We start from the raw sequence: 13471 nt of genomic DNA, 5'->3' as shown, positions 1-13471 counted from the left end.
CCCGCTCGAACCCCGACCAGGGGGAGACGGGCGAGACGCCCACGGGGCTGCGGAACTGCTGCCGAACCACCACGGCGGATCCTCCACTCGATCGCGGCCATGCTACCCGCTCGGTGCCGGGCCCCCGGGGCGCTGACTAGCCTGGGCGCATGGCAGACATCTTCGGGGTGATCGCGGACGGGACCCGCCGGGACATCCTCGCCCTGCTGCTCGAGCAGCGGCGGGACGGCTCGGCCGAGGGCATGAGCGTGTCGCGGATCGTGGCGCGCCTCGAGCTGAGCCAGCCGACCGTCTCCAAGCACCTCAAGGTGCTGCGCGAGACCGGCCTCGTCACGGTGCGCGAGAGCGGACAGCACCGCTTCTACGCGCTCGAGTACGCGCCGCTGGCGGAGGTCGAGGACTGGCTGCTGCCCTTCCTCGCCGAGGACGAGGCGGCCGGCGCCCTGCTCGACGCTCCGACCGCGGCCCGGGCGGAGTCGCTGGGTCGGGCGCTCGCCGAGCGCACCCACCAGGTCAGCACCGTGGTGCAGGACATCCAGCGGGGCGTCAGCGAGGGAGCGACGAAGGTGGCGGAGGCGCTGCGCATCCGCAAGTGAGGGGCGCCGAGGAGCCGGAAACGGTGGAGCCCCGGGTCGTGTAAGCTCGCGGGAGCCAGTTTTTCGTAAGCGGCCGCCCGTCGGGCGGTCGACCCCCTGAACGTTGTGAGGTCTTCGTGGGTTCTGTCATCAAGAAGCGTCGCAAGCGTATGGCGAAGAAGAAGCACCGCAAGCTGCTTCGCAAGACTCGCCACCAGCGTCGCAACAAGAAGTAGGCTCGCGCCTCTTCCCACTCGAGCGTCCGCCCTTCCGGGGTCGGGCGCTCGTCTGCGTTCAGGAGATGATCCCGGCGGCGCTCGCCGTCTCGGCGCCCGTCGCCGGGGCCGCCGTACACTGACCGCATGGTGGACGTGGAGCTGACGCTCGTGGGCAAACCGGGCTGTCATCTCTGCGACGACGCGCGGACCGTGGTCGAGCAGGTGGTCGCCGACCTGGGCGCCGAGGCGTCGGTCGCCGTCTCGGAGGTGTCGATCCTCGACGATCCCGAGCTGCACGAGCGCTTCGTCGAGGAGATCCCGGTGGTGCTGATCGACGGGCGCGTGCACACCTTCTGGCGGGTCGATCCCGCGCGGCTCCGGCGGGCCCTCCTCGATCGCGGGTGAGCCTCGACCGGGCCGGCCGGACGGAAGCACGACCGCGACGTCCCTCTGACGGAGGACAGGACGGCTCGCGATAGCTCGCCTCTCGCCCTTACCCTCGTGAGGGGGGAGTGCGCTCCTCCGTGCGCGGACGCAGATCGTCGCCCGTGGAGGAAGGAACCGCCATGCCGTCATCCCGCCGACTCGCCCTGCCCGCCGCCGCTCTCGCGGCGCTCGTGCTCGGCCTGGCCCTCCCCGGAGCGGCCGTCGCGGCCCCCTCCGCCTCGACGGTCTCGACCACGGTCGAGCAGCCGGCCGCGACGACCATCCCCGGCGTGCCGGAGGATCCCGAGCAGCCGGGCGACGGCGGCTCCGACCCCGTTCCCGGCGTCCCCGAGGAGCCGTCCGTTCCCGGAGTGCCCGAGGAGCCGGCAGAACCCGAGCAGCCCGCTCCCGTCGACCCCGCGCCCGTGGACCCCGCGCCGGTCGATCCGGCACCGGTCGACCCCGCGCCCCAGCAGCCGAGCCAGCCCTCCACCGGCGGCGGATCCACCGGCGGCGGCTCGACCGGCGGCGGCCAGCAGGGCGGCTCCGGCGGCGGCACCACCGGCGGAGCGACGTCCGGCGGCACCTCCGGCGGCGGCACCACAACCGGCACCACCACGTCCGGCACCGCCGGCTCCTCCGGTGCGGGCGCCGTCACTCCGGCGGCGTCGGCCCCCGGACGCACCGAGCTCGGCACCTCGACCGAGGGCGCGAAGCCGGCGGCCGGTGCCGCGACCGCGGACGTCTTCCTCACCCGGGAGCTCGGCGTGCAGCCGGAGGCGCTCACCGTCGAGCTCGCCCGCTTCTACGGCGTCGGCTTCTCGTACACCGGCTTCGCGAGCGGCGAGGCCGTCTCCGCGGTCCTCCGCGACCCGAACGGCACCAAGACCCCGCTGACCCTCGAGGCGGGGAGCGGCACCGCGACCGTGCCGACCGCGCTGATCACCAAGTCGGGCGCCTTCACGGTCGACCTCACGGGCGACCAGGGCTCCGCCGCCAAGGTCGTCTTCCGGCTCGCGCCCTCCACCGGCAACGGCCTCCTGCTCGAGCCGCGCGAGCTCGGCGACGGCAGCACCGAGGCGCCCCGCGGCGCCGTCTGGGGCTTCGACGCCGACGAGGAGGTCGCCGTGGGCGCCTTCGAGACCTCCGGGGCCCGCGCCGACCTGGCCGCCGGCGACGTCGCCGTGCAGTCCGACTCCATCGGCTGGGCAGAGCTGGCGCTGGGCGACGCGGTCATCGCCGACCCCGACCCCTCCGTCTACTGCGTCGTCGCCTTCGGCCGCGAGTCGCACCGCACGGCAGCCGTGACCGTCTCCTACCGTGACAGCGACACCACGGCCGCACCGTGGGAGGCGCAGCAGGTCTGCGGCACCGCGATCAGCGCCGCGCGCACCGCCTTCCTCAGCACGGCCGCCTCGGCGGGACCGGCCGGCATCACACCGACCACCGCGCTGATGATCGGCGGCGGCGCGGTCGCCGCGTCTCTCGTCGCCTGCGCGGCCGTCCTGGTCGTGATGCGCCGCCGGCGCATGAACACGGACCTCTTCATCGGCGGACCGCTGCCGCGCACGCAGAGCGACTGACGCGTCCGGAGGACGAGGGAAGGCCCGCGGGACGCGATCCCGCGGGCCTTCCCTCGTCCTCTCCCGGCGCTCAGCCGGCCGCGGTGAAGCGGAGGAGGATCGTCCGCGCCTCCGGCCGCAGCTGGAAGTCGGGCCACACGTCCGGACCGCACGCGCGGGAGCCCAGGCCGTGCTGGGCGGCGTCGATCACGAGGACCGCGCGCTCCGACTCCGGCAGCTCGTGCGGGTGTGCGGCGGCCGTGATCTCCTGCGGCGTGTGCCGCGCCAGGGTGAAGCCGGGAAGGCACCCGTGCAGGTCGCGCGCGGCTTCGATGCGGAGCCGGGGCGAGCCCGCCTCCGTCAGCGTCAGCTCGCGCACGCTGCTGCGGTGACCGCTCTCCTGCGGGCGGGCGTACGGAGTCGTCAGCCGGTCCATCTCCGCCGTGAAGCGCCCTACCCGCGCGGCCCGGAGGCTGTCGGGGTAGGACTCGAGTGGGCCGGTGCCGAACCACTCCGCGCCGTCGATCGACGCGGGCAGGTCGATCCGGATGCCCAGCCGCGGCCAGACGGAGTCCCAGCCCCGGGTCGGCACGAGGTCGACGCGGAGGACCGTGCTCTCCCCGTCGACGCTCCAGCGCTCCTCCATCAGGAGTCCCGCATCGAGGTCCGCGGCCGAGAAGCGGGTCACGCGGCGGAGCCCGGCGGAGGCGTCCACCTCCTGCACGCGGCCGACCAGGCGGTCGAGTCCGGCCTCGCGCCAGCGGGCGGCGGAGGAGGGGGCCGCCAGCCCGCGGCCGTCGCCGTCGTACGGGTCGCCGGTGACGTAGCCGGGGAAGCCCGCGCCCTCGTCGTTGTCGGTCGGGGCGCGCCAGAGCTCGGCGCGCGGTCCGTCGACGGGCAGGCCGGCGAGGAAGGCGAGCCGGCCGTCGCGGAACCGCGCTACTCCGAGCGCGCCGCCCTCGAGGGGCGGAGCCGAGCGGACGGCGCGGGTCCACGCGGGCACCGCCGACGGCGCGGCGAGGAGGTGCTGACCGGTGGAGAGCACGTGGCCCTCTTCCGCCCAGGCGGTCGAGGCGTCGAGGACCGCGTCGACGGTGAGCCAGGTCTCGCCGCCGGGGCGCACGTCGAGCGGGGGGAGCTCCACGTGCACGGCGTCGCCGGCTGCGATGACCGGGGCGTCGAGCACTCCCTCCGCGGTGACCCGCCCGTCCCGCTCGACCCGCCACGCGAAGCGCAGATCGGCGGTGGAGGCGTCGTGCCGGCGGTTCTCGATGACGACGCCGTCGCCGCGGACCGTGAGGCGCACCGGAGCGACGATCTGCTTCCACTCGAACAGGCCCGGGCTGGGCGTGCCGTCGGAGAGCACCATGCCGTCCATCACGAAGTTGCCGTCGTGCACCACCTCGCCGAAGTCGCCGCCGTACGCGTAGTACTCGACGCCCTCCGGCGTGCGCGCCCGCAGGCCGTGGTCGCGCCACTCCCAGACGAAGCCGCCGTGCAGCCGCGGGAAGCGGTCGACGAGGTCCTCGTACTGGTCGATCGCTCCCGGGCCGTTGCCCATCGCGTGCACGTACTCGCAGAGCAGGAAGGGCTTGGAGCGCTGCCGAGCGGACTCGCCGGGGGAGCAGCCGAGCAGCGGAGTGAGCGAGCCGTCGGTGCCGATCCGCTCGGTCTCGGGGATCGAGGAGTACATCCGCGAGTACACGTCGGTGTACGCGCCGGTGTAGTCGCCCTCGTAGTGGACGGGGCGCTCCGGGTCGCGCCCGTGCACCCAGGCGGACATCGCGGCGAGGTTCGCGCCGGTGCCCGCCTCGTTGCCGAGGGACCAGAGCACGATGCTCGGGTGGTTCTTGTCGCGCTCGACGGTCCGCTCGATGCGGTCGAGGTACGCCTCGCGCCAGGCGGGGTCGTCGCTGGGGTTGCCCGCCCAGCCGACCCGCTCGAAGCCGTGGGTCTCGAGATCGCACTCGAGGACCACCCAGAAGCCGAGCTCGTCGGCGAGGTCGAGCAGACGGGGATGCGGCGGGTAGTGGCTGGTGCGGATGGCGTTCACGTTGAAGCGCTTCATCATCGCGAGGTCCTCGCGGGCGGAGTCCTCGTCGAACGCTCGACCGCGGTCGGGGTGCGTCTCGTGGCGGTTGACGCCGTGGAAGACGACGCGCTCGCCGTTGACCAGGAAGCGGTCGCCGCGGATCTCGACCGTGCGGAAGCCGAGCCGCAGCGAGACCGTCTCACCGGCGGAGGCGAGCGTCGCGTCGTAGAGGCGCGGAGCCTCCGCCGACCACGGCTCGACCTCGGGGACCTCGATCGCGGCGATCTCCTCCGCCGAGGCCCAGACCGTCTCGATCCCGAGCCCGGGCACGCGCAGCGTCAGCGGGAACGCGTCGGCCGCGGCGGTCACCTCCGCCTCGATGCGGCCCGCGCCGCCGGCGAAGGAGGAGCGCAGCCACACGTCCTCGATACCGCCGACGGGGCGCGCGAGCAGGTGCACCGAGCGGAAGATCCCCGGCAGCCACCACTGGTCCTGGTCCTCCACGTAGCTCGAGGCCGACCACTGGTGCACGCGGACCACGACGAGGTTCTCGCCCGGGCGGACGACGCCGGTGACGTCGAACTCCTGCGCGAGCCGGCTGCCGGAGCCGATCCCGATCTCGACGCCGTTGACCCAGACGCGGTAGCGGGACTCGACCCCGTCGAAGCGCAGGACGACCGCCTCGGCGGAGTCCCACTCCTCCGGGACCACGACGGTGCGGCGGTAGTCGCCCGTCGGGTTCGCGTCCGGAACGAACGGCGGCTCGGTCGGGAACGGGAACTGCACGTTCGTGTAGGCCGGCAGTCCGTAGCGCCCGTCGCCCTGCAGCACCCAGTGCGAGGGCACCGGCATCAGGTCCCAGCCGGAGTCGTCGAACGACTCGTCCCCGACGGCGTCCACGCCCTCGCCCTCCGGCAGCACGCCGGCGCCGCTCGGGGTCCCCGGAGCGGCGGGGAGCAGGCGGAAGCGCCACTCCCCGTCCAGTGGGAGCGCCGGGGCGTCGGTGTGCAGCCACGAGCGGGGGGCCCGGCGGCGGCCGGAGCCCGGTCCGGTGTCCGTCAGGTAGTGGGAGGTCGTCGGGGGAGTCGTCACTTCACGGAGCCTTCCGTCAGGCCGCCGCGCCAGAAGCGCTGCAGCACGATCATGGCGATGGCGAGCGGGATGATCGACAGCAGGACGCCGCCGGTCGTCAGCTCGTAGAACTCGGGCAGGCGGTCGACCTGTCCGAGCCAGTTGTTCAGTCCCAGTGTGATCGGGAACAGGTTCGTGTCCGAGAGCATCACCAGGGGCAGGAAGTAGTTGTTCCAGATCCCGACCAGCTGGAAGAGGAACACGGTGACCAGCGCGGGAGTCAGGATGCGCAGCCCGAGCGTGTGGAAGATCCGCAGCTCCCCGGCGCCGTCGATGCGCGCCGCCTCGATGATCGCGGTGTCCACGGTCGCCTGAGCGTAGATCCGGCAGAGGAACAGCCCGAACGGCGAGACGAGCGAGGGGATCAGCACGCTCCAGTAGGTGTTCGCGATGCCCATCTGGCTGAAGAGCAGGAACAGCGGCAGAGCGGTCGCGGTGCCCGGCACCAGGACGCCCGCGAGGATCGTCCCGAACACGAGCCTGCTGCCGCGGAACTCGTACTTGGCCAGCGCGTAGCCGCCCGCCGCGGCGAGGTAGGTCGCGAGCAGGGCGCCCACTCCGGCGTAGAGGACGGAGTTGAGGAACCAGCGGACGAAGATGCCGTCGCCGTAGGTCAGCACTTGCGTCAGGTTGTCCCAGAGCGCGAACGTCGGGGCGAACCAGAAGCCGTAGGTGGCGAAGAGGTCCTCGGTCGTCTTGGTCGCCGCGACGACGACCCAGTAGACGGGGATGAGGAAGTAGACCGCCACGACGACGAGGATCGCGGTGACGATGATGGTCGAGGCGCGGTTGCGGCCGGCCGAGCGGTCGGGCCCGCGTCCGGCCTTCACGGGGCGGTCGGCGGTGACGACTCCGGTGGTCGTGGTCGGCGGGGTCTCGGTGCGGCTCATGACGACCTCCTGTTCGAGATCGAGAGGAACGTGAAGGAGAGCAGGAACGCGACCAGCGCGATCAGGACGGCCTGGGCGGCGGCGACGTTGTAGTCGTTGTAGGCGAAGGCCGTGGTGTACGCGCTGAGGTTCGGCGTGTACTGGCTGTCGATCGCCGGAGCGACCGTCTTCAGCACCTGCGCCTCGGCGAACAGCTGGAGCGTTCCGATGATCGAGAAGATCGTCGTCAGCACCAGCGCGGGGCGGATGAGCGGCAGCTGGATGCTGCGGGCGACGCGCCAGGTGGAGGCGCCGTCGACCTTCGCCGCCTCGTAGAGCTCGACCGGGATCGCCTTGAGCTGGGCGACGATGATCAGCATGTTGTAGCCGGTGTAGCTCCAGAGCGAGATGTTCGCGATCGACCAGAGCACCGTGTCCGCACCGAGGAAGTCGGGCTGGAGCCCGACCACGTTCGCCGCGTCGATGAGCGGGCTGAGGCCGGGCACGTAGAGGAACGACCACAGGATCGTCGCGATCACTCCGGGCACTCCGTAGGGGAGGAAGTAGGCCGCCCGGAAGAAGCCGGGGAACTTCGCCGACGCCGACTCGAGCATCAGCGCGAGGACGGTGCAGAGGGCGATCATCACCGGCACCTGGACGATGCCGAAGAGGAACATCCGCCCGATGGAGGCGATGAAGTTGCCGTCGGCGAGGGCCTGCGCGTAGTTGTCGAAGCCCGCGAACCCGCTGGTGACCCCGGCCTCGCCGAAGAGGCCGGAGCGCGTCACCTTCGTGAAGCTGGAGCCGACGGCGACGACGATCGGGACGATGAACGTGAGGACGAACAGGGCCAGGAAGGGTCCGAGGAGGATCCACGGGGCGCGGGCGACCGCGCGGCTGCGCCGGGGCGCGCCCGGCGTCCGCGTGGTGGCCGCGACCGCGGCGGCGGCGGGGGAGGTCGTGGTGGTCATGCGGAGGCCCTCCTGATGCTCAGGCCCTTGTTCTCGAAGACCGTGATGATCTGCTGCTCCGCCTCGGCGACCGCGTCCACGAGCGAGAGCCCGGACGCCTTCTTCCGGAAGCCGTCGCTGAGGATGTTGAAGGACTGCTGCGTGACGGGCCACCAGGACCAGTCCGGGTTCTGCTCCTTCGATGCGGGCACGAGGACGTCCTCGTTGTAGTTCTGCCCGCTGAAGAAGTCGCTCGGACCCTTGCGGGCCGTGCCGATCTCGCCGACCGCGGGAGACCAGCCGATGCCGCTGTTGGCGATCATCGCGTCGATGCCCTCCTGCGTGGTGGTCATCCAGACGGCGAACTCGATCGCCTCCTCCGGGTGCTTGCTGCTCGAGAACACCGCCGCGGTCGATCCGCCGAGGAAGCTCGAGCCGAAGCCGGTGTCGCCCCAGACGGGCATGGGAGCCGCGCGCCACTTGCCCGCGCCTCCGCTGACCCCCTCGATCAGGGCGTCGCCCCAGCTGCCGGTGGCGCAGGAGGCGATGCCGCCCTTCGCCGCGGCCGCGAACCACGCGGGGGAGTAGGCGCCGTAGCCGGTCTGCACCAGGTCCTGGTCGATGGCCGTGTCGAAGAAGGAGGCGACGCGCGTCGTGGCGTCGTCGGTCATGTCGATGACCCAGCCGTCCTCCTCCGGGCGCAGCCACTGCGCGCCGGCCTGCGTCGCGAACGCGGCGAAGACCGAGGCGTCGGCGAGCGGGAAGCAGTCGATGTAGGAGCCGGCTCCGCGCAGCTCCGTCGCCACCGCAGCCCAGTCGTCCCAGGTCGTCGGCGGCTCCGCACCCACCTTCCCGAACACCTCGGGCTGGTAGAAGAGCGCCATCGGGCCGCTGTCCTGCGGGATGCCGTAGACGCCGCCGGTGTAGCTGACCTGGCCCCAGAGCGTGGGGTCGTACAGGTCGCGATACTGCTCGACGCCGTACCGGGTGAGGTCGACGAGGCCGTTGACGAGCATGAACTCGGGGACGGAGCGGATCTCGACCTGGCCGAGGTCGGGCCCGCCGCCCGCGGCGAGGGCCGAGTAGAGCTTCTGGTACCCGCCCGCGTTGCCGCCGGGGATCCAGACGGCCTCGACCTGGATCTCGGGGTGCGAGGCGTTCCAGACGTCGCAGACCTTCTGCAGGTCCTTCAGCCAGCCCCAGTACTGCAGGCGGACCGGGCCGGTGGCCGGGGCGATCGTCGGCGCCGTGTTGACCGAGACGGTGCCCGGTGTCGCGCAGGCCGTCAGGCTCCCGAGTGCCGCGGTGCCGAGACCGGCGGCGATGAGCTGTCTCCGGGTGAACGGATGCATCTTCCCTCACTTCGTCGTGGTGGAGAGCCGGGGAGTCTCACCCGGCGATGATCGGGACGCTACCACGAATTCGAGTAGGTACTCGAAATTGGCGGCACTGCTCCTCCGCCGCCGCTACGCTGGCCGTTCGAGGGGCACGGCGGGGCGCCTCCAGTGCGGAGGAGGGGTCGATGGCGGAGGCGACGAGGCGACGCGGCCCGTACGCGAAGTCGGCCGAGCGCCGCCGCGCCATCATCGAGGCCGCCCACCAGGTCTTCGCCGCGCGGGGCTACGCCCGCGGCTCCCTCCAGGAGGTCGCCGACCGCGTCGGGCTCAGCCAGACGAGCCTCCTGCACTACTTCCCGTCGAAGACCGACCTGCTCTTCGCGGTCCTCGAGCACCGCGACCTGATCACGGGCGACGGTTCCTCGCCGCCGGACCCGGAGGAGGGGCTGGTCGCCGGCATCCTGCGGCAGACCCGCTACAACGAGACGGCGCCCGGAGTGATCGAGCTGTACGCCGTGCTCTGCGGGGAGTCGACGACGCAGGAGCACCCGGGGCGCGACTTCTTCGCCGCGCGGTTCCGCCGGCTCCGCAGCGAGTACACGGCCGAGCTGCGCGAGCTCCAGGCCGCCGGGCGCCTCCGCGAGGGGTCCGATCCGGAGCGGGTGGCGGCGTCGATCATCGCGCTCTGGGACGGCGTGCAGCTGCAGTGGCTGCTCGAGCGCGACGCGGTGGACATGGTGGCGTGCCTGGCCGACTACCTCGACCTCGTGGTGCTGCCGGCTCCTTAGCCGCTGGCGCGAGGGAACCCCGGCCCGTCGAGGGGACCCGCCGTCCGCGGCGGTCTCGATGGTCCGGGGTTCCCTCGACCGTGGTGCGCGCCTAGGGCAGCAGGCGGGTCGGGCCGCGGAACAGGTAGGTGACCTCGCGGAGGTTCGCCTGGTTCAGCATCAGCATGATCACGCGCGAGAGGCCCATGCCGAAGCCGCCGTGCGGCGGGACGCCGTAGCGGAAGAAGTCGAGGTAGAACTCGAGCTCCTCCGGGTCCAGGCCCTTCTCGCGGGCCTGCTCGACGAGGACGTCGACGCGGTGCTCGCGCTGCGCTCCGGTCGAGATCTCGACGCCGTTGTAGATGAGGTCGTAGCTGTTGGTGATCGTCCCGTCGCCCTCGCGGCGCATGTGGTAGAACGGCCGGATGCTCGACGCGTAGTCGGTGAGGAACACGAAGTCGTGCCCGAACTCCTCCTGCACGTAGGCCGCGATGCGGCGCTCGCCCTCGGGGTCCATGTCGTCGTCGGCGCGGGGCACCTCGTAGCCGCGCTCGGCGACGATGCGCTTGGCCTCGGCGAGCGGGATGCGCGGGAACGGCGTGGTCGGGACGGTCAGGTCGATGTCGAAGAGCGCCTTGACCTCGGCGCCGTGCTTCTCGACGACGGCGGTGAGGCCGGCGACCATCAGTTGCTCGTGCAGCTCCATGACGTCCTCGTGCGAGTCGATCCAGGAGACCTCGGCGTCGACGCTCGTGAACTCGGTCGCGTGACGCGAGGTGAAGCTGGGGTCGGCGCGGAAGGCGGGGCCGACCTCGAAGACCTTGCCGAAGCCGGCGGGCTGCGCCATCTGCTTGAAGAACTGGGGGCTCTGCGCCAGGTAGGCCTTCGTCTCGAAGTACTCGACCTCGAAGAGCTCGGCCCGCGACTCCGAGGCGCTCGCCATGAGCTTCGGGGTGTGGATCTCGATGAAGTCGTGCTCGATCCAGTACGTGCGCAGCGCGTGCTCGAACGTGGTCTGCACACGGGCGATGAGGTTCTGCTCGGGACGGCGCAGGTCGAGGAAGCGCCAGTCCATGCGCTTGTCGATGCCGGAGTCGGGCGCGATCGGCGCCTCCGGGATCGACGCGGCGACGACCTCGAGCGTCTCGATCCTGACCTCGATGCCGCCGAGCTTCACGCGCTCGTCGTGCTTGAGCGCGCCGGTGACGGTGATGAAGGAGCCCTGGGCGAGGCCGGAGATCTCCTCGGTGATCGCGAGGCGCGCAGCCGACGCGTCGTCGCCCTCGACGGCTTCGCGCACGGCCGGGTTCACCAGCTGCACGGCACCGGACTCGTCGCGCAGGACGACGAACTGCACCTTCTTCTGGTCGCGCACGGTCTCGACCCAGCCGGACACGCGGACGGGTCCGTCCTCGAGCGCGGCGAGCTTCTTGACAGTGGTTCGGGGGAGGCGGGTCTCGTCGGTCACGGTAGGGGAGTCTACTCGGGGGCCGCCGGGCGGCGACGGGTAGCGTCGGAGCATGAGCACCGCACTGATCACCGGCGCGTCCTCCGGCATCGGCCTCGCCTTCGCCCGGGCGTTCGCGCGCCGCGGCTGGAGCCTCGTCCTCGTCGCCCGCAGCGAGCAGCGCCTCCAGGAGGCGGCGGCCGGACTGCGCGGCCTCGGCGCCGCGGCGGTCGAGGTCCTGCCCGCGGACCTCGGCGACCGCGAGCAGGTCGAGCGCGTGCGCGCGCGGCTCGTCGATCCGGCCCGACCGGTCCGCGTCCTCGTCAACAACGCCGGCTTCGGGATCGACGGGACCTTCGCCGAGCCGGACGTCGCCGCCCAGGACCACGCCTTCGAGGTGATGGTGCGCTCGGTCGCCGTGCTCTCGGGTGCGGCGGCGGAGGCGATGACCACCCGCGGCCGCGGCGCGATCCTCACGGTCTCGAGCGTCGCGGGCTTCGTGCACCTCGGCCCCTACTCCGCGGTGAAGGCGTGGGCGACCGCCTTCGCGCAGTCGCTGGCCGTCGAGCTGCGCGGCACCGGCGTCCGCTCGGCCGCGCTCTGCCCGGGCTGGGTGCGCACCGAGTTCCACGAGCGGGCGGCGATGGACACCTCCTCCATCCCCTCCTTCCTCTGGCTCGATGCGGACGCAGTGGTGGAGGAGTTCCTCCGCGACGTCGCGCGCGGTTCCGTCGTCTCGGTGCCGTCGGTGCGCTTCGGAGTCCCGATGGCCGTGGTGCGGCACCTGCCCGGACCGCTCGTGCGGCGGCTGTCGGCGGCGGTCTCTGCGCGGCGCTGAGGCTCCGCTCAGGTCCGGCTCAGGCGACCCTTTTCCCGGCGTTCCCCCACGCCGCGTTCCGTACACTTGACGCTCGTGGTTGCCGATCAGATCCATCTCGTGCGGCACGGCGAGGTGTTCAACCCCGACCGGGTCCTCTACGGGCGACTCCCGAACTTCCGGCTCTCGGATCTGGGCCACCGCATGGCCCGCTCCGCCGCCGACGACCTGCTCGAGCGCCGGCGCCACGTCACGGCGCTGATCGCCTCGCCGCTCCAGCGCACGCAGGAGTCCGCGCAGCCGATCTCGCAGGCGTTCGAGCTCGAGATCCGCACCGATGAGCGGGTGATCGAGCCGAGCAACCGCTTCGAGGGGAAGTCCCTCGCCGCGCGCAGCTCCGCCCTGCGGAACCCCAAGCACTGGCCCTGGCTCCGCAACCCCTTCGAGCCCAGCTGGGGCGAGCCGTACCTCTCCATCTCGGCGCGGATGTACGCGGCGATCGAGTCGGCGTGGGAGAGCACGGAGGAGGGCGACGCCGCGATCGTCAGCCACCAGCTCCCCATCTGGACGGTCCACCGCGCCCTCGCCGGCGAGCGCCTTTTCCACGATCCGCGCAAGCGCCGCTGCGCGCTCTCGAGCATCACGACCCTCGAGCGGCGCGGGGACGGCTTCGTCGAGGTCGGCTACTCCGACCCGGCCGCCGGCCTGCAGGGCCTGGCCACCGACGTGGGAGCGGTCTGATGCGCCGGACGGGGCGGCTCCGCGCAGCGGGCGTCCTCGCGCTGGCCGCCGCGCTCGCGCTGACGGGCTGCTCCGAGGATCCGCTCGCCGACCAGTACCGCAACGGCAGCAACAAGGGCTACATCTCGGGGGACGGCACCGTCACCGAGATCGCCGCCGCCGACCGGGACGACCCCATCGTCTTCTCCGGCACCGACGAAACCGGCGCCACCATCGACTCCGCCGACCTCGCCGGGCAGGTCGTCGTCGTCAACTTCTGGTACGCCAGCTGCGCCCCGTGCCGCGCCGAGGCCGCTGACCTCGAGACGGTGAACACGGAGTTCGCCGACAAGGGCGTGTCGTTCGTCGGCGTCAACGTGCGCGATCAGGCCCCCACCGCGGCCGCCTTCGCCGAGACCTTCGGGCTCGGCTACCCCTCCATCGTCGACACCGACTCGTCGGTGCAGCTCGCTTTCACCGGCACCGTCCCGCCGAACGCCGTGCCCACGACGCTCGTCCTCGACAGGGAGGGGCGCGTCGCGTCGCGCATCCTCGGCCAGCTCCAGGAGGCGTCGATCCTCTCGACCCTCGTGGGCGACACGCTCGCCGAGGGGGAGTAG

The 13471-nt window shown here is 72.2% G+C and carries 13 protein-coding genes; 8 read left to right on the top strand and 5 right to left on the bottom strand.

All coding sequences use genetic code 11. The annotated features are described in order from the left end of the window. Positions 1 to 149: 149 nt before the first annotated feature. The 4 genes from C5D50_RS00570 to C5D50_RS00555 all read left to right on the top strand — a co-directional run bounded on the left by C5D50_RS00570 (position 150) and on the right by C5D50_RS00555 (position 2802). A complete protein-coding gene (locus C5D50_RS00570) occupies positions 150 to 596 on the top strand; it encodes a helix-turn-helix transcriptional regulator (RefSeq protein WP_104224854.1) in 447 nt (148 codons plus the stop codon). 116 nt (positions 597 to 712) lie between these two features. Then, on the top strand, positions 713 to 811 hold the full coding sequence (locus tag C5D50_RS00565; RefSeq protein WP_003792170.1) for a 30S ribosomal protein bS22: 99 nt from the start codon (positions 713 to 715) through the stop codon (positions 809 to 811). A gap of 126 nt (positions 812 to 937) precedes the next feature. Beyond that, entirely contained in the window at positions 938 to 1198 is a 261-nt protein-coding gene (locus C5D50_RS00560; RefSeq protein WP_104282435.1) for a glutaredoxin family protein, read from the top strand. 161 nt (positions 1199 to 1359) lie between these two features. Continuing rightward, positions 1360 to 2802: a hypothetical protein gene (locus tag C5D50_RS00555; protein ID WP_104282434.1), complete on the top strand. Its 1443-nt coding sequence runs from the start codon at positions 1360 to 1362 to the stop codon at positions 2800 to 2802. A 70-nt stretch (positions 2803 to 2872) separates the two neighbouring features. Here the strand turns inward: C5D50_RS00555 and C5D50_RS00550 are convergent, their stop codons facing one another. From C5D50_RS00550 to C5D50_RS00535, 4 genes are read right to left on the bottom strand one after another with little or no spacing between them, the layout of a single operon-like run. Continuing rightward, a complete protein-coding gene (locus C5D50_RS00550) occupies positions 2873 to 5905 on the bottom strand; it encodes a glycoside hydrolase family 2 TIM barrel-domain containing protein (RefSeq protein WP_219814678.1) in 3033 nt (1010 codons plus the stop codon). Then, positions 5902 to 6834 (bottom strand): carbohydrate ABC transporter permease, encoded by a 933-nt coding sequence (locus tag C5D50_RS00545; protein WP_104225919.1) that lies wholly within the window; start codon positions 6832 to 6834, stop codon positions 5902 to 5904. The genes C5D50_RS00550 and C5D50_RS00545 overlap by 4 nt, the downstream gene beginning before the upstream one ends. Then, positions 6831 to 7784, bottom strand: coding sequence for a carbohydrate ABC transporter permease (locus tag C5D50_RS00540; RefSeq protein ID WP_104225918.1), 954 nt, complete (start codon positions 7782 to 7784; stop codon positions 6831 to 6833). Before C5D50_RS00540 ends, C5D50_RS00545 begins: the two co-directional genes overlap by 4 nt. Further along, positions 7781 to 9115, bottom strand: coding sequence for an ABC transporter substrate-binding protein (locus tag C5D50_RS00535; RefSeq protein WP_104224859.1), 1335 nt, complete (start codon positions 9113 to 9115; stop codon positions 7781 to 7783). The genes C5D50_RS00540 and C5D50_RS00535 overlap by 4 nt, the downstream gene beginning before the upstream one ends. 170 nt (positions 9116 to 9285) lie before the next feature. Between C5D50_RS00535 and C5D50_RS00530 the strand changes: the two genes are divergently transcribed. Next, on the top strand, positions 9286 to 9888 hold the full coding sequence (locus C5D50_RS00530) for a TetR/AcrR family transcriptional regulator (protein WP_244230513.1): 603 nt from the start codon (positions 9286 to 9288) through the stop codon (positions 9886 to 9888). A 91-nt stretch (positions 9889 to 9979) separates the two neighbouring features. On the opposite strand, the gene aspS is transcribed toward C5D50_RS00530, so the two are convergent. Then, positions 9980 to 11335 carry an aspartate--tRNA(Asn) ligase gene (gene aspS, locus C5D50_RS00525; protein ID WP_258069506.1) on the bottom strand — a complete coding sequence of 452 codons (1356 nt, stop codon included), beginning with the start codon at positions 11333 to 11335 and terminating at the stop codon, positions 9980 to 9982. 52 nt (positions 11336 to 11387) lie between these two features. Between aspS and C5D50_RS00520 the strand changes: the two genes are divergently transcribed. From C5D50_RS00520 to C5D50_RS00510, 3 genes are all read left to right on the top strand, one after another. After that, positions 11388 to 12152 (top strand): SDR family oxidoreductase, encoded by a 765-nt coding sequence (locus tag C5D50_RS00520; RefSeq protein ID WP_104224863.1) that lies wholly within the window; start codon positions 11388 to 11390, stop codon positions 12150 to 12152. Positions 12153 to 12227: 75 nt separating this feature from the next. Beyond that, on the top strand, positions 12228 to 12872 hold the full coding sequence (locus C5D50_RS00515; RefSeq protein WP_104224864.1) for a histidine phosphatase family protein: 645 nt from the start codon (positions 12228 to 12230) through the stop codon (positions 12870 to 12872). Further along, complete coding sequence (locus C5D50_RS00510; protein WP_104249773.1) at positions 12872 to 13471, top strand: TlpA disulfide reductase family protein; 600 nt, start codon at positions 12872 to 12874, stop codon at positions 13469 to 13471. The genes C5D50_RS00515 and C5D50_RS00510 overlap by 1 nt, the downstream gene beginning before the upstream one ends.

This window comes from Rathayibacter sp. RFBD1, from assembly GCF_002932915.1.
GTDB lineage: Bacteria > Actinomycetota > Actinomycetes > Actinomycetales > Microbacteriaceae > Rathayibacter.
Note: the sequence above shows the minus strand (reverse complement) of the source record. Positions and strands in the feature narration are given on the sequence as shown.

Coding starts and splice junctions, on each gene's coding strand:
- C5D50_RS00555 (WP_104282434.1), top strand. CDS start 1,360: ATGCCGTCATCCCGCCGACTCGCCCTGCCCGCCGCCGCTCTCGCGGCG.
- C5D50_RS00520 (WP_104224863.1), top strand. CDS start 11,388: ATGAGCACCGCACTGATCACCGGCGCGTCCTCCGGCATCGGCCTCGCC.
- C5D50_RS00535 (WP_104224859.1), bottom strand. CDS start 9,115: ATGCATCCGTTCACCCGGAGACAGCTCATCGCCGCCGGTCTCGGCACC.
- C5D50_RS00570 (WP_104224854.1), top strand. CDS start 150: ATGGCAGACATCTTCGGGGTGATCGCGGACGGGACCCGCCGGGACATC.
- C5D50_RS00510 (WP_104249773.1), top strand. CDS start 12,872: ATGCGCCGGACGGGGCGGCTCCGCGCAGCGGGCGTCCTCGCGCTGGCC.
- C5D50_RS00530 (WP_244230513.1), top strand. CDS start 9,286: ATGGCGGAGGCGACGAGGCGACGCGGCCCGTACGCGAAGTCGGCCGAG.
- C5D50_RS00545 (WP_104225919.1), bottom strand. CDS start 6,834: ATGAGCCGCACCGAGACCCCGCCGACCACGACCACCGGAGTCGTCACC.
- C5D50_RS00560 (WP_104282435.1), top strand. CDS start 938: ATGGTGGACGTGGAGCTGACGCTCGTGGGCAAACCGGGCTGTCATCTC.
- C5D50_RS00540 (WP_104225918.1), bottom strand. CDS start 7,784: ATGACCACCACGACCTCCCCCGCCGCCGCCGCGGTCGCGGCCACCACG.